This is a genomic window from Kineosporia babensis, assembly GCF_021129305.1.
Taxonomy (GTDB): Bacteria; Actinomycetota; Actinomycetes; order Actinomycetales; family Kineosporiaceae; genus Kineosporia; species Kineosporia babensis.
In genome coordinates this window covers 108,007-126,093 of sequence record NZ_JAJOMB010000005.1, presented here as the reverse complement: position 1 = coordinate 126,093, position 18,087 = coordinate 108,007, and the positions used below count along the sequence as shown (strand labels likewise).

At 70.3% G+C, this 18,087-nt stretch carries 16 protein-coding genes; 2 read left to right on the top strand and 14 right to left on the bottom strand.

The window, feature by feature from the left end:
• Nucleotides 1-140 precede the first annotated feature (140 nt).
• The 14 genes from LR394_RS11555 to LR394_RS11490 all read right to left on the bottom strand — a co-directional run bounded on the left by LR394_RS11555 (nt 141) and on the right by LR394_RS11490 (nt 16,890).
• The gene (locus tag LR394_RS11555) at nt 141-1,688 is read right to left on the bottom strand and encodes a hypothetical protein (protein WP_231440830.1); all 1,548 of its coding nucleotides are present in this window, start codon (nt 1,686-1,688) and stop codon (nt 141-143) included.
• Between the two features lie 157 nt (nt 1,689-1,845).
• Nucleotides 1,846-2,055, bottom strand: a complete 210-nt coding sequence (locus tag LR394_RS11550) for a Flp family type IVb pilin (protein ID WP_231440828.1) — start codon at nt 2,053-2,055, stop codon at nt 1,846-1,848.
• Nucleotides 2,056-2,391: 336 nt separating this feature from the next.
• The gene (locus LR394_RS11545; RefSeq protein ID WP_231440826.1) at nt 2,392-2,622 is read right to left on the bottom strand and encodes a Flp family type IVb pilin; all 231 of its coding nucleotides are present in this window, start codon (nt 2,620-2,622) and stop codon (nt 2,392-2,394) included.
• A gap of 191 nt (nt 2,623-2,813) precedes the next feature.
• Nucleotides 2,814-3,470, bottom strand: coding sequence for a response regulator transcription factor (locus tag LR394_RS11540; RefSeq protein WP_231440824.1), 657 nt, complete (start codon nt 3,468-3,470; stop codon nt 2,814-2,816).
• The gene (locus LR394_RS42880; RefSeq protein ID WP_231440821.1) at nt 3,467-5,212 is read right to left on the bottom strand and encodes a sensor histidine kinase; all 1,746 of its coding nucleotides are present in this window, start codon (nt 5,210-5,212) and stop codon (nt 3,467-3,469) included. The genes LR394_RS11540 and LR394_RS42880 overlap by 4 nt, the downstream gene beginning before the upstream one ends.
• A 307-nt stretch (nt 5,213-5,519) precedes the next feature.
• Nucleotides 5,520-7,466: a hypothetical protein gene (locus LR394_RS11530; RefSeq protein WP_231440819.1), complete on the bottom strand. Its 1,947-nt coding sequence runs from the start codon at nt 7,464-7,466 to the stop codon at nt 5,520-5,522.
• A gap of 7 nt (nt 7,467-7,473) precedes the next feature.
• Nucleotides 7,474-8,403, bottom strand: a complete 930-nt coding sequence (locus LR394_RS11525) for a type II secretion system F family protein (protein ID WP_231440818.1) — start codon at nt 8,401-8,403, stop codon at nt 7,474-7,476.
• Nucleotides 8,403-9,398, bottom strand: a complete 996-nt coding sequence (locus tag LR394_RS11520; protein ID WP_231440816.1) for a type II secretion system F family protein — start codon at nt 9,396-9,398, stop codon at nt 8,403-8,405. Before LR394_RS11520 ends, LR394_RS11525 begins: the two co-directional genes overlap by 1 nt.
• A 4-nt stretch (nt 9,399-9,402) precedes the next feature.
• Complete coding sequence (locus LR394_RS11515; protein ID WP_231440814.1) at nt 9,403-10,791, bottom strand: CpaF family protein; 1,389 nt, start codon at nt 10,789-10,791, stop codon at nt 9,403-9,405.
• A complete protein-coding gene (locus LR394_RS11510; RefSeq protein WP_231440812.1) occupies nt 10,788-11,951 on the bottom strand; it encodes an AAA family ATPase in 1,164 nt (387 codons plus the stop codon). Before LR394_RS11510 ends, LR394_RS11515 begins: the two co-directional genes overlap by 4 nt.
• Nucleotides 11,951-12,634, bottom strand: coding sequence for a Flp pilus assembly protein CpaB (cpaB, locus tag LR394_RS11505; protein WP_231440810.1), 684 nt, complete (start codon nt 12,632-12,634; stop codon nt 11,951-11,953). The genes LR394_RS11510 and cpaB overlap by 1 nt, the downstream gene beginning before the upstream one ends.
• Before the next feature lie 130 nt (nt 12,635-12,764).
• On the bottom strand, nt 12,765-14,411 hold the full coding sequence (locus LR394_RS11500) for a TadE/TadG family type IV pilus assembly protein (RefSeq protein ID WP_231440808.1): 1,647 nt from the start codon (nt 14,409-14,411) through the stop codon (nt 12,765-12,767).
• The gene (locus LR394_RS11495) at nt 14,411-14,899 is read right to left on the bottom strand and encodes a TadE/TadG family type IV pilus assembly protein (protein WP_231440806.1); all 489 of its coding nucleotides are present in this window, start codon (nt 14,897-14,899) and stop codon (nt 14,411-14,413) included. The genes LR394_RS11500 and LR394_RS11495 overlap by 1 nt, the downstream gene beginning before the upstream one ends.
• 206 nt (nt 14,900-15,105) lie before the next feature.
• Nucleotides 15,106-16,890, bottom strand: coding sequence for an AMP-dependent synthetase/ligase (locus LR394_RS11490; RefSeq protein ID WP_231440804.1), 1,785 nt, complete (start codon nt 16,888-16,890; stop codon nt 15,106-15,108).
• A gap of 211 nt (nt 16,891-17,101) precedes the next feature.
• Between LR394_RS11490 and LR394_RS11485 the strand changes: the two genes are divergently transcribed.
• Complete coding sequence (locus LR394_RS11485) at nt 17,102-17,512, top strand: hypothetical protein (protein ID WP_231440802.1); 411 nt, start codon at nt 17,102-17,104, stop codon at nt 17,510-17,512.
• Between the two features lie 126 nt (nt 17,513-17,638).
• Nucleotides 17,639-18,085: an SRPBCC family protein gene (locus LR394_RS11480; RefSeq protein ID WP_231440800.1), complete on the top strand. Its 447-nt coding sequence runs from the start codon at nt 17,639-17,641 to the stop codon at nt 18,083-18,085.
• The last annotated feature ends 2 nt before the right edge of the window (nt 18,086-18,087 follow it).

The following is an 18,087-nucleotide window of genomic DNA, read 5'->3' as shown; positions in this document are numbered from 1 at the left end:
GCCAGGCCAAGCCGAGCCAGGCCAAGTCAGGCGAAGCAGAGCCAGAGCACGAGCCAGGTCAACCCGACCCGACCCGAGCCAGGCTCAACTCTGGCCAGACCCGAGCCAGGCCAGGCTCAACTCTGGCCGAGCTGCTCTCCCTAGGCTTTCAGCTCCGAACTCTGCGCAGGCTCCGACTCTGCACCGGCCCGGTCGGCGTCTACCGGTTCCGGTGCGTCCCCTTCCGGAGCCGGATACCGCGCCGCCGCCAGCGAGATCACGATCAGCGCCGCCACCAGCCAGTACTGGTTGTAGAACGCCTGCTTGTTCACGAGGTTGGCCACCAGCAGCACCATCGCGGCCCAGCGCAGCACATTGGCCAGGTCCGGCTGCTGGCGGTGCACCCGCAGGATCGCCGTGCCCAGCGTGATCAGCACCGCCGCCCCGGTCAGGTAGAACGGCGGGGTCCAGCTGAGTTCGTTGATCGCCGCGATGAACAGGGTGTTGGCAAAGATCAGCGGCTGGAAGTCGATCAGCATGGTGACGGTGTCGTGCAGCATGTCCGCCGGCGAGGCGATGAACCAGGGCAGCACGAACACCCCGGCCAGCCCGGCGGTACCGATCGCCCGGCGCCAGCCGAAGACCGGCCAGACCGCGAGCACCGGCAGCAGCACCGCCAGGTGCTGCTTGCTGGCCAGCCCGAGGGCCAGGAAGACCATCGCCAGCACCATCTTGCGGCGGCGCACGGCCAGCGCCCACCCGGCCAGGCAGGCCATCAGCATCGGCTCGGTCCAGGCCTGCTCGACCTGGGTGGCAGTACCCGGCATGACCAGCAGCAGACCGGCCGCGCCGGCCGCGACCAGAGCCCGGATCGTCATCGGGGAACCGGACGAGCCGATGAAGCCGGCGAAACCGCGGGAGCCGGCAAAGCCGGAACCGGTGGAGGGAGCGCCCTTGCCGGTACGCCCGAGCAGCAGCACCGCCAGCGCCCCGAGCAGGGTGATCACCATCAGCGCCCAGCGCACGTCCCCGGCCAGCCAGCGGCCCGGGGCCAGCAGCAGCGCGGTGAACGGCAGGTAGGTGAAGGCGTCCTGCACACCGGGCGAGTCGGTCCAGGTCTGCGCGTACATGTTCTTGCCCTCGAGCATGCCGTCGGCAGCCTGCTGCAGGGTGATCCAGACGTCGATCTTGGGCTCGGGATCCCAGTGGATCAGCATCGCGGCGGCGGCCACGTAGCCGACCACCGCCAGGCCCAGAGCCGCGTACGCCGCGGTGATCCGGCGCTGCGCGGTGGAGATCGCCGTGCCGAGGGCCAGGACCAGGGCGGAGACCGCGTAGACCCAGCGAGTCAGCCAGCCCTGATCGGGCGTGAGGTAGGTGTAAGGCCGCATGGTGACGTGGACGACGGCCACCACGACGAAGGTCAGGGCCAGGCCGTACCCGATCCAGGGCAGGGGTGATCCGGGCAGCCGCACCGAGGCGGACCGGGGCTTACGGGCGCTGCCGGAGACCACCCACGCCCCGAGCGCCACCGCCAGCAGCGCGTAGATCACGACGATCCACAGTCTGTAACGGACAACACTGTGCGTAGCCACGGCCATTCCGAAGATCAACAGCAGCGCAACCACGCTGGTGACCACTGGAGAGCTGCGGCGCAGTCCGGGACGGGGCTGGGGATCGGCCTGATCCGGGAGGCTGGGCGGAACCATGCGCTCCACTGTAGGGGCCCGCGCCACCTGGTCCGTGATGCCTGTGGATAACCGCTACGGCCTCGGTACCGAGCTGTTACCCACCGGCCACCAAGACCGCGAAGGATGCCGGTTCTGCGGCGTTTCCGTGCGGCCCGGATGCCGGATTAAGGCGAAATCACTTGCCCGACGGGTCGCAGTCCGGCATCGACTGCCGGTTCTCGATGCAGTCCGAAGTGCTCTGAAAGGTGTTGTCGAGCAACTGCCCGAAACCGAACACCACCGCGAAGATCACCGCGGCGATGGCGGCCACCATCAGGGCGTATTCGACGGCGGAGGCGCCGCGGTCGCCGGCCGAGAGCACGATCCGGCGGATCCGGGATTTCATCCGTTCCTCCTTCGGTTCCGGCGCGGCTGCGTCCCCCGCCGGGTGTTGCCCCCCGTCACTGACTCCACACTGGCACAGGGTGCCCGTGACATTCAGTCATCCCGGGAAGGATCGGCTGAACACCTGATCAGTAGAGGTCGGCGGCGGTACGGACCGGGCCGGAGGGGGCGAATCGCTTTCCTACTGCCCGGTCATTCTGCCTTCGGATCGGCGGTTTCGGAGGCAGAACCGGAAAGTCCGGGCCGAAAACCGTGCAGGTGTAACGTCAGCAACTCCAGCCCCAGAGCAAAGAGACCCGAAAGCCCTTGACGGCTCCCGGGTCTCCCGTCGTCGACGCTAGTCGTCCTCCCCGTCGCCCGCGGCCTCGCAGCCCGCAGGTAGTTCGGCCTGCGTCCCGGCCGAGAACTCGGAGCAAGTCTTGTTGAAGGTCTTGGACACCACGGTCCCCAGGCCGAAGACGACGGCCACGATCACGGCGGCGATCGCGGCGACCATCAGGCCGTACTCGACTGCCGATGCGCCGCGGTCCCTCGCGGATGACAACACCTTGCGGAGTCTGGTGAGCATGCGGATCCCTCTTTCGTGATGCTCGGCGGGGTGTTTCCCGCCGAAACATGCCCAGCGTGCCAGTCCGGTAGCGGTGTGTACGCAAGGTGCATAAGGGATCGAGCAAAGAGAGAGCCCCAGTCCTCCGCCGAACGGCCGAGGACTGGGGCTGGTGTTACGAAAACTTCTGTCTGACAACGAGATACGAAACCTCAGCGACGTTTGGCGTCGTCCACCAGGCCGAGCCGGACGGCCGCCATCACCGCCTGCGCGCGGTTACCGGCGCCGAGTTTCTCGTAGATGTTGGCCACGTGGGTCTTGGCCGTGGACTCGCTGATGTACAGCCGCCGGGCGATCTGCGCGATCGCCAGGCCGTCGACCAGCAGGTCGAGCACTTCCCGTTCTCGCGGAGAGAGTTTCGGCCCGGCCGGGGCGCTCATCCGGCGCTGCATGGCCCCGGCCAGGTCGCGCGCGGTGAAGGCCCGTGGGTTGGCCGCCGCGTGCCGGGCGGCCGCCACCACCTCCTCGGCCGGGGCGTCTTTACCGACGAAACCGGAGGCACCGGCGTCCAGAGCGGCGAAAACCTGCTCGTCCCCGGCATACATGGTCAGGACCACGATGCCCATCGTCGGATTGCCCGCCCGCACCTGGGTGGTCAGCGTGATCCCGTCGCCGTCCGGAAGACGGACATCGGTCACGAGAACGTCCGGCCGGAGCCGTTCCAGGGCATTGAGCGCGTCCGCGACCGAAGCCGCCTCGCCGACCACCTCGATATCACCTGCCCGGTCGAAGGCCCGCCGAAGGCCCTCGCGGATCAGCTGATGGTCGTCGACGAGCACAACCCGGAGGTTCGCCGTTGCGCTGGTCAATTAGTCACCTCCTGGTCGGCCCGGGCCGGTGAGGCCGCCCGGGTCCTGTCTGCGTGCTGATGGGCCTGACTGGATCTCGGAACAATCGTGGGTATGCCGTGCGGATCGGTGAGGGCCACCCGGGTCACCGCCGGGCGGGCCAGGTGCCGCGGCTCGAAGGCCGTGGTCTCGGTACCCAGGCCGACCTCGACCAGGGTGCCGCCCTCGGGGCCCGGGCCGACATGCAGGTTGGCGCCGATCCGCCGGGCCCGCTCACGCATCCCCTGGATGCCGAAACTGTCGGCCCGGCCGGGTTTCAGCCCGCCCCCGTCGTCGATCACGGTGATGTGGGCCCGCGGCGGCTCGACCGTCACGGTAAGCCAGAGGTTGGTGGCCTGGGCGTGCCGGCGCACGTTGGTGATCGCCTCCTGGACGATCCGCAGCAACTCCACCTCGACGGTGATCGGCAGCCGCTTGGGCGACTCGTCCATCGACAGGTGGATCGCCAGGTCGGACTGGGCGGCGATGCGCTGGGCGTGCTCGCTGAGCGCGGCGCCCAGGCCGACCGTGTCGTTCACCCCGTGCCGCAGGTCGAAGATGCTCATCCGCAGGTCGGCCACCATCGCCTGGAGCTGCTCGCGCACGGTCATCACCTGCTGGGCCACCGCCGGGTCGGAGTTCTGCCGGATGTCGTCCAGCGCGTAGCCGACCGAGGCCAGGTCCTGGGCGATGCCGTCGTGGATCTCCCGGGCCAGGCGCATCCGCTCGTCGGTGGTGGCCAGCCGGCGCACGTCGTCGAACAGCATGGCCGAGGCCAGCCGGGGCCCGGACTGCTCGATCACGGTGCGGCAGCTGCGCAGCGAGGCGGCGTCCAGCCCGGTCGTGGTGATCACCAGGACCAGCGCCACCACCCGCTCACCCATCAGCACCGGGATCGCCGCGAAGGAACGCCCCTGCGCCTCGCGCTTGACCGGCTGGGCGCTGACCCAGGCGTCCTCGATGGCCAGTTCGGCGGCCTCCGGAGGCTCCTGCCCGGACAGGGCCACGAACCGGCCGCCGGTGGAGCGCACCAGCACGATCGCGTCGGCCTGGGGCACCACCGAGCGGATGTCCTCGGCGAGCGCGGTGGACAGCGTGCGCGGGTCCAGGCCGAGGCTGAGTTGCCGCGCCACGACGTGCAGTTCGGACAGCAGCCGGTGCGCGTCGGCGTAGGCGGGCTCGCTGTCGGGCGCCACGTCGGCCCGCAGCCGCCGGATCCAGGCGCCCACGGCCGGCACCGAGACCAGGATGAACACCCAGGCGACCAGGGCGTTGCTCTGGTTCAGCTTGGCGATGTCGATCTCCGCCGAGGTGATGATCATGCCGCCGAACGCCACCGCCGCGGTGGCCGCGGTGGCCAGGCCCAGGACCATCCCGGAGGTCAGGCCGGCCATGAACAGCGGAACCGTCAGGTAGGGCAGGAACAGCAGGCCGCTGGTGCCGATGCCGCCGATGATCACCGACGCCGTCAGGGTTTCCGCCAGCAGGGGGATGATCGGCGGCACGGATCTGGGCAGTGGCAGCGAGGCGAGGGCCGCCACGCAGAACAGCATCAGGGCCGGGATCACCGCATCGCGCGGGGTGACACCCCCGTTGCCCGCCACGATCCCGAGGGCGACGGCGGTACTCGCGAAGATCAAGATGATTCCGGCGCGGATCACGAGGGGCACGAAGATGCTCTTCACTCGCAGTTCCAGCACGGCCACGGTGACAATCTGCCACACGAGGGATACTCGTGGCTTGGGATCGTCCAATACGACCGCTAGATCCCCCAAGGTTTTAGGAATGTCACGAACCGATCTGACGGTATAAGTCCGATAAGGAACTTTTGCCGCGGCGATCCACATACTGTCATCGATCGGTGTCACTCTGGGGCCGTGGCTCGTGACCGGTAGGTAGAGGAGCAGAACTGGGGACGCGGTGGGCGCCGATGCGTTCATCTCCACCGAGTTGCGGCGACCGGTGGCCACAAACTGCAGAACTGGCCGGTGCCAACCCTAAAAAGGTTCGTACCGGCCAGTTCTGGCGGGTCTAGGACTTGTTGCCCGGGCGTCCCGTTTCGGATTCCGGCTCCCGCAGGGAACTGAGTGCCCGGGCCAGCCGCCGGGTCTCGATCGCCTGGGCCAGCAGGACTGCGGAGTCCCGGACCGGGGGGTGCACCGCGATCAGGTCGCTGCCGGTGAAGGCCTGGCCCTCTTCCTTACGGGCGAGCACCACGATCACCCGCACGTCGGGCACCGGCACCGCCATCAGGTGCCGCCAGGCGGCCAGGGGCGCCCCGGCCAGCTGCTGCCGGACGATGTCGGTGTCGTCGACCAGGATCGCCCGGCCGGCCCCGCCGACCTCGGTGATCAGCCAGTGGGCGGCGGTCAGCTCGAGCCGACGCTCCATCGGGCGCAGGCCGACTCCGCCGCTGACCCGCCAGATCTCGCCGTCCGGCACCAGCACGGCGGCCGCGTCGGCGGAAGCCCGCTCGAGGACGTCGTCGGCCAGCACCTGGGAGGTGTCGCTGACGCCGTACAGCTCGCCGGAGCGCTCGTGCAGCTGCCGGATCAGGTCCAGCGTGCGCACCGCCGGCTCGCCGTCGGGCCCGGACCGGCCGTTGACCGCCGAGGCCGCCTCGGCGTCGAGCCGGCGTTCGAGGGCGCTGACCGGGAAGCCGTACGGATCGGTGCGCGGGCCCAGCGGGTCGGTGACCAGACCCCGGCCCGGAGTACGAGGGCCGGCATCGGCCGGATTGGCCGGGCTGGGCCGGCGCTGCAGCTTGCGCGGCCGGTCGCCGATCCGGCCCAGCCGGCGGTTGGCCGCGATGTTGCTGCTGTCCATCGAGATGCTGCCGGTCTCGGGCGCGGGGTTGCTGCGCCAGCGGCTCTGCCGGCCGGTCAGCGGCGAGGCCGGAGCAGCGGCCGGCGGCGGGGACGCCGGGGCGGCGGCCTCCCGCTGCGCCAGCGCCCGCTCGAACGGGAACTGCCCGGTCGGCGGCTGCTCGGAGAAGGGCCGGGCGACCGGTGAGGAGTAGGACAGACCGGCCACCGGGGAGGGGGTGACCTGGATGGCCTCCGGAGCGGGGCGGGCTCCGGGCCGGCGGGCGCGATCGTGCTGCGGCCCCAGGCCGGCGTTCTGGCCGAGTCGCCGGGCGGCCATCTGCTGCCCGAGCGTGCCGGTGGACGGGCCGAGCCGGTTCGGCCCGGGGGCACTCCCGCCGGAAGCCGTCGGCCCGGGGGCCTTCTCACCCGGGGCCTTCGCCGGCGCGTCGTCCGCCTGGGCCGGTTTCTCGGCCGGGCCGTCGGCCTTGGGCGCCGCCGCAGCCCCGGAAACCGGCCGGGCGGCCGCAGGCTTCGCCGCCTGCTTGGTCGGCTCAGCGGCCTTGGCCGCTGCTGTTGTGGCGGGCGTGACCTTGACCTGCGAGGCCTTGGTCGGCCCGGTCGTGACCGGGGCCACCTTGGGCGGGACAGTTTTGGGGGCCGAGGCCTTGGCCGGGGTGGCCTTGGAAGGTTCGGCCTGGACCGCGGCGGCCTGGTCGGTCGGCACCGGCTGGGTGGGTGCGGCGATCACGGTGGCGTCGTCGGAGCTGTCCGCCGGGCCGGTCCCGAGCGCCGGGAAGTTGCCGGTGGGCTCCACGGAGATCAGGTCCGGATCCTCGTCCATCAGGATCGCCACCCCGCGCAGCAGCGCCTGCCGGGTGATCGGCAGCGGCACCACGTGCACGCCCTCGACCTGCTGGGCCTCCACCTGCTCCCACTCCGGCTGGTAGCCGGAGATGAGCATGACCGGGACGGCCTGCTCCTCTTCCCGCAGGGAGTTGACCGTGTTGACGGCGAGCACCGGATCGCCCACGTCCAGCACCAGGACGTCGAATCCCTCGACCCCGGGCAGATGTTCCTCGAGCTCGTCGGCGGCCCGCTCGTCGACCTCGTGCAGGTCGGTGAGCCGCATCCCGAGCGCGAGGGAACGCGAGATGATCAGCAGTCGCGCCATCTGCCCCTCACATACCTGAGAACTGTTCGAAGATCCTGATCCCTGCCGGCCCCATGACCACGATAAACAGCGCCGGCAGGATGCAGAAAATCAGTGGGAAGAGAATTTTTACCGGCACCTGCTGTGCCTTCTCCTCCGCCCGCTGACTCCGCTTCACCCGTAGCTGAGCCGACTGCACCCGCAGCACGTTCGCGATGGGAATGCCAAACTTATCTGCCTGGAGCAGCGCAGCGACAAAGATCCTCAGTTCCTCCAGATCGGTGCGATCTGCTAAGGCACGCAGCGCGGGTCCCCGGCCGGTCCCCAGCTGCATCTCCTGCAGCACCCGGAACAGCTCCTTGGCCAGCGGTCCTTCGCTGCTGCGGGCCACCTGGGCGAGCGCCGCGTCGAAGCCCAGACCGGCCTGGACCGAGATGGTGAGCAGGTCGATCGCATCCGGCAGTTCACGGCGGATCAGTTCGTTACGGTCGTATCCGACCTGATAAATCCACGCAGCCGGGCCGAACCAGCCCAAAGCTGAGAGCCCGCTGAATGTGATTACCATCCCACGCGGGCCTGCGCCGAACAGGCTAGGCAGGCTCAGCCCGAGTAACGCCCCGGTCACCAGTCCGAGCGTCTTGGCGCCCACCACCCGGTCGACGTCCCAGCCCGGCGGATTCCCGGCCAGGTCGAGCCGGGCCCGGATCCGCTCGATCCGCTGCCGTCCGGTGAGTCTCCGCCCGGCCGCCGAGAACCGCTCGATCAGCGGATCGAGCACACGCTCGGTGAACGGCTCTTGCAGCTGCACCTCGCGCATCGGCGCCGGGGTGGCCCGGAAAGCGGCCAGCAGCGCCTGCCGCGACCGGGCCTGACGGTGTTGCCGGAAAGCCGGCAGCAGCACCGCGAACGCGCCGCAGAGGCCGAGGAACAGCAGGCTCAGGCCGGACAGCAGCAGCATCAGACGTCCACCCGGATCAGCTTCGCCATCCAGACGCCTCCGGCCCCCAGCGACAGCACCCCCAGGCCCAGCAGCCCGATCCCCAGGGGCGTACTGAACAGCGGGTCGATGTACTCCGGCCGGGCCAACAGCAGGTAGCCGGCGAACACCACCGGCAGCGCGCCCAGAATCATCCCCGACAGCCGCCCCTCGGCCGACAAGGCCGCCACCTGGCGGCGCAGCCGCTCCCGCTCCCGCAGCGTGTCCGCCACCGAGGTGAGCAGTTCGGCCAGGTTCCCGCCGACCTCGCGCTGGATCCGGATCGCCATCACCACCCAGGCGAAGTCCCGGCTCTGCGTCCGCTCGGCGACACCGTCCAGCGCATCCTCGGCGGCCAGACCCAGCCGGGTCTCCACCAGCGCCCGGTTGAACTCACCGCGGATCGGCGGATGCGCCTCCCGCACCACTGTGTCCATCGCCTGCGGCAGCGAGTGCCCCACCGTCAGGCTGCCGGCCAGCAGTTGCAGCGTGTCCGGCAGCTGGGCCAGGAACCGCGCCTCCCGCCGGGCCCGGGCCGCCAGCAGCACCGCCCAGGGCACGGCCAGCCCGAGCAGCAGACCGAGCACCGTGGCCGCCACCTGGCCCTGGGCCAGCACCGCGAGCAGCAGCGAGGCCCCGACCGCGGCCGACACGTGCAGCAACATCCACTCACCGGGCCGTAACGGGAAACCGGCCGCCTCGAGCCGGGAATCGAGTGTCCCCTCGACCCGGCCGGTGCGCGCCACCCGGCTCATCAGCCCGACCGCCGAACGGGTCAGTGGACTGTCGCCCAGCCGGGAGGCGGCCTCCGGCGCCGACGACACCGTTACCGAAGGCCGGGCCGCGGCAGTCGAGTAGTCAGCGATCCGGCGCAGGGCCGACGACTGTGCGCGGCCGGAGCCGGTCAGGGCACCGACGGCCAGGAAACCCAGCCCGGCCAGCGCGACGAAGATCAGGGCCAGCCCGGCGATCAGCACCGCCTCACCGCCCCGGGCGCGGGTAGGAACCGAAGGCCCGCAGATCGATCGGCACCCCGCCGCGGGCCAGTTTCTGCAGAAAGGCCGGCCGCAGCCCGGTCCAGCGCAGCTGCCCACCGGCGTAGTCGAAGGCGAACACGTCCTGCAGGGTGATCACGTCGCCCTCCATCCCCAGCACCTCGGTGACCGCGGTGATCCGGCGCGAGCCGTCCGGGAACCGGGCCTGTTGCACGATCAGGTCCAGAGCGCTGGAGACCTGCTCGCGGATCGCCTTCACCGGCAGGTCCATGCCGGCCATCAGCACCATCGTCTCCACCCGGGACAGCACGTCGCGCGGGCTGTTGGCGTGCACCGTGCAGATCGAGCCGTCGTGGCCGACGTTCATCGCCTGCAGCATGTCCAGCGCGGCCGCGTCCCGGATCTCGCCGACGATGATCCGGTCGGGCCGCATCCGCAGCGCGTTGCGCACCAGCTGGCGGATCGAGATCTCGCCGCGGCCCTCGATGTTCGGCGGGCGCGACTCCAGCCGCAGCACGTGTTCCTGATGCAGCTGCAGCTCGGCCGCGTCCTCGACGGTGACCACCCGCTCGTCGGCCGGGATGAAGCCCGACAACACGTTCAGGGTGGTCGTCTTCCCGGCCCCGGTGCCTCCGCTGACCAGGATGTTCAGCCGCCCACGGACACATCCGGCGAGGACTTCGGCGACCGCCGGGGACAGCGTGCCCAGCTCGATCAGGTCGGCCACCGCGAACGGCTCGGTGGCGAACTTGCGGATGGTGAGCAGCGAACCGTCCACCGCCAGCGGCGGGATGATCGCGTTCACCCGGCTGCCGTCCGGGAGCCGGGCGTCCACCATCGGGCTCGCTTCGTCGACCCGCCGGCCCACGCGTCCCACAATTTTGTCGATCGTGCGCCGCAGGTGCGCCTCGTCGGCGAACCGGCCGTCGGCCGGGTGGATCCGGCCCTGGCGCTCCACGTAGATCTGCCCGGGCCCGTTCACCATGATCTCGGTGATCTCCTCGTCGCGCAGATACGGCTCGAGCGGCCCGTAACCGAGGATGTCGTCGGCGATCTCCTGGGCGATCCGGGCCCGGTCGGCCACGGTCAGCGGGGTCTGCCCGGTCTGCAGCACCTCCTGCAGGGTCTGGTGCACCCGCTGCTCCAGCTCGGTCTGGCTGAGCCGGGAGTCGTACAGCTGTGGGCCCAGTCCTTCCAGCAGCGTCTGGTGCACCGTCCGGCGCAGGTCGGCGAAGGGATCGGCGGCCGGGGCCGGGCGGCGGCGGATCCGGGCCGGGCCCGACGGTGGGTCGGGCAAGGAACCGGACACCCGGGGGCGCTCGCCGAAATCGGTTCGCTCCAGCCGGGCCTGGGCGAGGCGGTCGGCCAGGCTCACGGCCGGAACCTCCGCCTCACCCGGCGCGGCCGGGCCAGATCGGGCCCGAGGCCGAGCACCTCGCTGCGGGCGAACTGCGTGATGCCCTCGCTGACCGGGTGCCGCGGGTCGTCCAGAACGATCGGCACCCCCCGGTTCACCGAACTCGGCACGTCCCGCGAGCTGGGCACCAGCCCGGCCAGCGGCATCAGCGCGGTCTTGGCCACCTCGGCGTGGCTGATCCCGACCCGGGCGTCGCTGCGGTTCAGCACCAGCCGCAGTCGCTCCTGCGGGCAGCCCAGCTCCAGCAGGGTCTCCACGGTGATCTTCAGGGTCTTCAGCGCCGGGACGTCCGGGGTGACCACCAGGGTGATCAGGTCGGAGACGTCCAGGGCGGCCAGCACCTGGTCGTCGAAGGCCGCGGCGGTGTCCACCACGACGTAGTCGAACTCCGCGCGCAGCACGTCCAGCAGGTGCGAGATCAGCCGGGGACTGACGGATTCGGCAACGCTGGGCTCGGTCGGGGCGACGATCGCGCTGAGCCCGGCCGAGTGCTGGGTCAGCAGGGCGGTCACTGCGGACGCGTCGATCTCACCGCCCAGCGGCACGGCGTCGGCGATGGTGTGCGCGGGGAAGAGTTGCATGGCGATGGCCACGTCGCCGAACGCCAGGTCCAGGTCGACGATGCAGACCTGCCGCTGGCCGTGGTCGGCCAGGACGGCGGCGAGGTTGACCGCCAGCATGGTCTTGCCGGAGCCTCCCTTGGCGGCGAACACGGTCAGCACCCGGCCACGCCGAGCGGGGGAGGGCGCCGCGGGCTCGGCTGAGGCGGCCCGGCCCAGGCTGCGTTTCAGTTCGGCCCGTAGCTGCAGGGGATCCTGGTGGTCGATCACAGCTGCCAGCCGGGTGCGCAGCGCTTCCTGCAGCAGGGGAGTGGTGATCTCCCGGCGCACCAGAATCACCTCTACCCCCGGCCGCTGCGTGCGTACCAGGCGCGTCACGTCGAACGCGGCCCGCTCGTCCAGGTCCGGCCCGAGCACCAGGGTGTCCTCGTCCGACATCTGGCCGAGATGCTCGTGCAGGTCCGCAACCTCGCTGAGCACCGTTCCCGCGCCGCCCGTCTCCACACAGAGCGCGGCCCCGACCGGCGGGTGCGGATCGAAGAAGACGGCCGCCCCCATCAGCGGCCCGCCGTGACGTCGCCGCTGGGGATGAGCGCGAAGTACATCGGCTGCTGCTGCATCTGCACCCGCATCAGGACCTCGGCCTGCTCCTGCGGCACCGACAGCCCGACCACGGCCTGGGGTACCGCGGGGGAGCCGACCCGGTGCTGCCCGTCCGGGCCGGGAGCCCCGGAGTCCTCCAGCGTGGCGCCGATCGAGATCACCCGGGCCTGCCGGACGATCTGCTGCACCTTCTCCTTCTTCAGGGTGAAGACCCTTACCTGCGAACCCACTCCGAGCAGACTCACCGCCCGGTTCGGGTCGGCCAGCTGCACGTTCACCCCAAGCTCGCCGGCCCGGACTGCGGCCGGGAGGTCGACGTCGGCCCCGGGCCGGCTCAGCACCCGCTCGTCGACGGTCGCCCCGGCCAGGATGCCGGCCACCGCTCGGCGGCCGATCACCGTGTCGAGACCGGTTGCGGTGGTGCCCGGTTGGTCGTCGGCCCGCATCGGCCGGGTGTGCACGTCCTCGGCCGTGATCGTCTCGCCCGCCGCGATCTCTCGGGTGGCCACCACGAATGTGCCCAGCGCCTGGCCCTGGGTGGCCCGGCTGTCGGCCCCGCGCACGTAGAGCGCGACGATCGCGGTGCCGGCCGCGGCCAGCAGGACCGAGCCGATCAGCGCCAGCGTGCGTCGTCCCATTGCGGTGCCGTCCTTGTCGAAAGTGGTTTCCCGGCCAGCCTGAGCTCCACCGAGGCCGGCGTGAGAAGTGTCTTTCGCACACCGCCAGGATGGCATTCTGTCGCATGTCGACTGCGCAGAGTGTTCGTTGTTATCCGATCGCTACATCGGGGGTCAGTACGGCTTCGCGGGGCATGTCGCTGCCCAGGAACGGCCCGACCACGGCCGAGCCGGACACCACGGCCGGCAGGTAACCGGGATCGACGACGTAGCCCTCGAGTCCGGTGAATCGGCCGTTCTCCCACAGCAGCCCCCGGTCCGGGCTGTCCGAGTCGATCCAGACGTACCGGAAAGAGGCGATGCGATAACCGTTCCCGTCGCCGAACGGTTCGTCCTCGATCACCGGCAGCACGGCCAGGCGGTGGCTGCGCACCGCGGCCGAGGTGATCCAGCCCTGCTCGTCCGGGGTGGCCGGTTTTCCTTGTTGCAGGAGTGTTTTGAGAGGTAGTCCGGAGCTGCCCGCGGAAAGTGGGTCGAGGAGATGCGGACTTTCGAACAGGTCGGTGGCGTCGATGGCGTATCCGTTGCTGTGGTGCACCCCGTTGCCCGTGCTGCCGATCAGCCGGCCGGTGCGGTGGCCGGACGATTCGAGCAGGCCCTTGCGCAGGGCCTCGGGAAAGTCGTTCGGCGGGGCGAGGTTCAGGCACCAGCTGGTCCGGGCGAAGATCTGTCCGGCGCAGTCCTTGGTCTGATCCCGGTCGGCCAGCAGATTCACCTCTGGCCCGGTGCGCACGTTCCGTTCAAGTGCGGCGGTTGGGTCGCCGGTGTCCTTGCGGGCCAGTTGTGCTACCCCGGGCGAATTTTCGCAGGGGAGGTCTGGTGCTCCCGGGGAGTAGGTGCTCGCGTAGGTCAATGAGAGGACGTTGGTGGTGAACGAGGAGGCACGGAGGAACCTTCCGGTCGCCCAGACTTCCAGCGTCGAGCCGGCCGATCCGGGTGGCAGGGTGAGGCGGTACGTCCGGTGTCTGGTGCGGGAGACAGACAGGGGAGTGACGGAGCCGTCGGCCGTCTTCAGATGGAATTTGATGTTGCGCAGAACCCGCCAGCGATTGGTAGTGCGCAAACCAAAGGACGCGTCTGCTCCCGTTTCCGGGAGACCCTGCGGAAATGCGGTGTTGAGCTTGAGCCGGACGGGACCATCGGGTGGCGGGTTCACCGATCCTGGGTCACGGACGCAGAACCGGCCCGCCGCCACGTCTTCTTGGGTGAGGGCGAACGGCAACAGGCCGGAGCCCAGCGGCGTGCCGATCCGGGCCGAGGCCGAGGCCTGGATCCGGGCCTGGCCGAAACCCAGCAGACCGGCCAGACCGAACTGCACGCTCGCGGGCGGCAGCCGCACGCGCAGGGCCTGACCAGGGGTGGACAGGCTGGAGACAGCATCGGCGCGGCTCACCTGGCCGTCGGAGTCGGTATCCGCGTAGAAGGTGAGCTCGCCGTTGCCGGGGTTGCCGTCGGTCCACTGCGCCGCATCGGTGCTGCACAGTTCCCCTTCCTCCTCGCCGGATGCACAGACCGCCGCGAGTGAGGTGGTGAGCTGGTCGATCGCGCCTTCCGGACCGGTGATCGTGGGCAGTCCCCGGGCCCCGGCCAGGGCCAGCCGGTCGGCCAGCGCCTGCAGATCGTTCTGCCGCAGGTAGGCCTGCCCGAGATCGACGGCCAGCGCGGCGATCCCGAGCAGGAACGTGGAGATGGCCAGGGTTGTCACGATCGTCACCACGCCGGCATCGCTGCGGCGCATCAGCCCGGGCTCGAGGCGGAGGCGCCGATCGGCAGGCAGCCGGCCAGGCCGGAGCTGAGCACGCCCTGCACGGCCGTGGTGGAACTGCGGGTGATCGTGTCCGGGAAGGGGACCAGGGGGATGCCGAGGTCGAAAGGCCGGTAGGTGGCGGTGATCCGGACCTGACCGAGCACCCGCTGCGGTGCTGAGGTGACCTGGCCGTCGGAGCCCAGCCACTCCAGCTTGGCGTCGGTGACCTCGGCCGGGCTGATCCCGTTCTGGCTGACCGCGGTGCCGAGCAGCCGGTCGAAGTCGGTGCAGTCGCCGATCCCGGTGGAGGCGCCGCGACTGACCTCGGTGAGCGCGGCGCCGAACGACTGGAGCTGGAACAGGCCGTACCCGTACTGGATCACGCCGAACAGGAACAGCATCAGCAGCGGCAGGACCAGCGCGAACTCGACGGCGACGGCCCCGCCGTCCGCCCCGCGCCCGGGATCGGCCGAACCCACCGTGATCCTCCCAGCAGCAAAGACATCTGCGGCCACCGGAAGCGGTGCTCACTGTGCGCACCCACCCGGTGTCGCACAGTCTGCACCATCTACGGATCAGTCAGGACCGCCGGAGCGGATCGACCGGTTTCCCCCACCACGAGCGCGACCGGGACGGACCGCACCGGTGCGCAGAAACGTCCCCAATTCCGCTCTTGAAGGTCTGCTCAGCTGTACAGCTTCTCCACCTCGGCGGCGTAGTCCTTCAGGATCACCGAACGCTTCAGGCTCTGCTTGGGCGTCAGATGCCCTGACTGCTCGGTGAAGTCGATGCTCAGCACGTCGAACTTGCGCACCGACTCGGCCCGGCTGACCAGGGTGTTGGCCTTGTCCACGGCGGTCTGCAGCTCGGCCCGCACCTCGGGGTCGGCGGCCGCGGTGCGCACGTCCATCGCCGGCTTGCCGCGGTTGGCCAGCCAGGTCGGCAGCATCTCGGCGTCCAGCGTGATCAGCGCGGCCACGAACGGTTTCTGGTCGCCGACCACGATGCACTGCGAGATCAGCGGGTGCCCGCGCATGCCGTCCTCCAGCACCGCCGGGATCACGTTCTTGCCGTTGGCGGTGACCAGGATCTCCTTCTTGCGCCCGGTGATCGACAGGAACCCGTCGTCGTCCAGCGAGCCCAGGTCCCCGGTGGCGAACCAGCCGTCGTGCAGCGCCTCGGCGGTGGCCTCGGGGTTGTTGGCGTACCCCCGCATCACGCCGACGCCGTAGGCCTCGATCTCGCCGTCCGCGTCGATCCGCACGCCCATGCCCTGCAACGGCCGGCCGACCGTACCGATCCGGTTGACCGCCAGGGTGTTGCAGCTGACCGGGGCGGTGGTCTCGGTCAGACCCCAGCCCTCCAGCACCGGCAGGCCGACCCCGCGGAAGAAGTGGCTCAGGTCTTTACCCAGCGGGGCGCCGCCGGAGACCGACGCGCGCAGCCGCCCACCCGTGGCGGTCCGCAGCTTGGCGTAGACCAGCCGGTCGAACACGGCGTGCTGAAGCTTCAGGGCCACGCCCGGACCGCCGGCGTCCAGCGCATGGCTGTACTGGACGGCCACCTGCGCGGCGCGGGCGAAGATCTTGCCCCGCCCGCCCGCCATCGCCTTGGCCTCGGCGCCGTTGTAGATCTTCTCGAACACCCGGGGCACGGCCAGCAGGAAGGTGGGCTTGAAGCTGTCCAGGTCGGCCAGCAGGTTCGTGGTGGTCGGGGTGTGCCCCAGGACCGAGCCGTTCACGATGCACAGCGCCTGGATGTAGCGCGCGAAAACGTGCGCCAGCGGCAGGAAGAGCAGAGTGCTGGCCTGGTCGTTCACCAGATCGCCGAAGCCCACCCCGGCGGAGCGGGCGCCGGCCACGAAGTTGCTGTGGGTGAGCTCGCAGCCCTTGGGCCGGCCGGTGGTGCCCGAGGTGTAGATCAGCGTGGCCACCGAGTCGCCCTGGGCGATCGCCCGGCGCTCGTGGATCTCCTCGTCGCCGATCTCGGCGCCCAGCTCGGCCAGCGTCGCCACCGCGCCGTCGTCGATGGTCAGGACCTCGCGCAGAGCGCTCAGCTCGCCCCGGATCTGGCCGATCGTCTCGCGGTGGGCGGCGGTCTCCACGACGATCGCCACGGCCTGGGAGTCGGCCAGGATCCAGCGGGCCTGCTCGGCCGAGGAGGTCTCGTACACCGGCACCGAGATCCCGCCGGCGAACCAGACGGCCACGTCCAGCAACGTCCACTCGTAACGGGTGCGGGCCATCAGGGCGACCCGGTCACCGGGCTGCACGCCCAGCGAGACCAGGCCCTTGGCGGTGGCCACCACCTCACCGAGGAACTCGGCCGCGGTGACGTCCTGCCAGCCGGCCGGGACCGGCCTCCGGAACGAGACGTGGTGGGGCCGGTTCTCGGCATTGGCCACCACGATGTCGCAGAGGCTCTCCTCGGCGTCGAGGGGAAAAGACCTGGGGACGATGATCTCGCGCACGAGTGCGAGCCTATGCTGGAGAGCGGATAAAACCGAGCGATCGGTCACAGTCGTGATGACCGGGTGGCGCAAAAACGGTGAAAAGCAGGGAAAATCCTCGAAAGTTGCGGTTGGCAACGATTGCCTGAGGCATTTTCCGCCTCACCCGTACGGCGCAGACCCTCACCCGGACGGCTCAAGGCCTTACGGATCCGGGCCGACAACCAGGGTCGTGACCCCACCTCCTCCGCAGAAGGCCGGCGGCTCACTGCGCTGCCGTCAGTGCGGTGCGCGCCTGAGCAGCGGCGACGAGTGGTGCTCGCTCTGCCTTACCCCCACCTCCGAACCGGAGCCTGAACCTGAACCCGTGGTCCAGGCGCCGAGCGAAACACCTCAGGGCCGGCATGCCCGGGCGGCGGACCCGCGTGATGCGGCCGCGGTCGAGGCGCGGGCCCAGGAGATGCTGGCCGGACTGGCCGCCGACGAGGCCGCCGTCACCGATCGCTCAGTGTTCGCGGTGATCAAGGCGCACTTGGCGCTTGGGCAGTTACCGGGGGGACGTTACGCCGTGGCCTTCGGGGCGACGCTGCTTCTTCTCGTTCTGTTGATGGGCGGGCTCACCGCGCTGGGGATGCTGCTGTGAATCCGGCCGCCGCGCTGGGGTGGAGCGGACGGACGCGGCGTCTGGTGCCGTAGGGGGTAGCCGGTAACGTTCGGCAGGTACCCCCTTACGCGAGACCCGCCCGAGCAGAGCCAGAGAGAGGCCCCCATGGCCGACCAGACCGAGTCGAGCGTCGTCATCGACTCCGCACCGGGCACCGTGCTCGACGTGATCGCCGACTTCGAGCGCTATCCGCAGTGGGCCGGGGCGGTGAAAGAGGCCACGGTGCTGGAGGAGCAGGCCGACGGCCGGGCCGCCCGGGTGCAGTTCACCCTTGACGCCGGAGCGGTCCGCGACACCTACTCCCTGGACTACACCTGGGACTTCGCCGACGACAGCACCGGCCAGCTCTCCTGGCAGCTGGGCGAGTCCGGGGTGATGCGGACGATGGACGGCAGTTACCGGCTGGCCTCCAGCGGGACCGGCACCAAGGTCACCTACACCCTGGCCATCGACCTGCGGATCCCGATGCTGGGGATGCTGCGGCGCAAGGCCGAGAAGACGATCATCGACACCGCCCTCACCGAGCTGAAGAAGCGCGCGGAGCAGCGCTGAGC

Coding starts and splice junctions, on each gene's coding strand:
- LR394_RS11555 (WP_231440830.1), bottom strand. CDS start 1,688: ATGGTTCCGCCCAGCCTCCCGGATCAGGCCGATCCCCAGCCCCGTCCC.
- LR394_RS11550 (WP_231440828.1), bottom strand. CDS start 2,055: ATGAAATCCCGGATCCGCCGGATCGTGCTCTCGGCCGGCGACCGCGGC.
- LR394_RS11545 (WP_231440826.1), bottom strand. CDS start 2,622: ATGCTCACCAGACTCCGCAAGGTGTTGTCATCCGCGAGGGACCGCGGC.
- LR394_RS11530 (WP_231440819.1), bottom strand. CDS start 7,466: ATGGCGCGACTGCTGATCATCTCGCGTTCCCTCGCGCTCGGGATGCGG.
- LR394_RS11525 (WP_231440818.1), bottom strand. CDS start 8,403: ATGCTGCTGCTGTCCGGCCTGAGCCTGCTGTTCCTCGGCCTCTGCGGC.
- LR394_RS11510 (WP_231440812.1), bottom strand. CDS start 11,951: ATGGGGGCGGCCGTCTTCTTCGATCCGCACCCGCCGGTCGGGGCCGCG.
- cpaB (WP_231440810.1), bottom strand. CDS start 12,634: ATGGGACGACGCACGCTGGCGCTGATCGGCTCGGTCCTGCTGGCCGCG.
- LR394_RS11500 (WP_231440808.1), bottom strand. CDS start 14,411: ATGCGCCGCAGCGATGCCGGCGTGGTGACGATCGTGACAACCCTGGCC.
- LR394_RS11480 (WP_231440800.1), top strand. CDS start 17,639: ATGGCCGACCAGACCGAGTCGAGCGTCGTCATCGACTCCGCACCGGGC.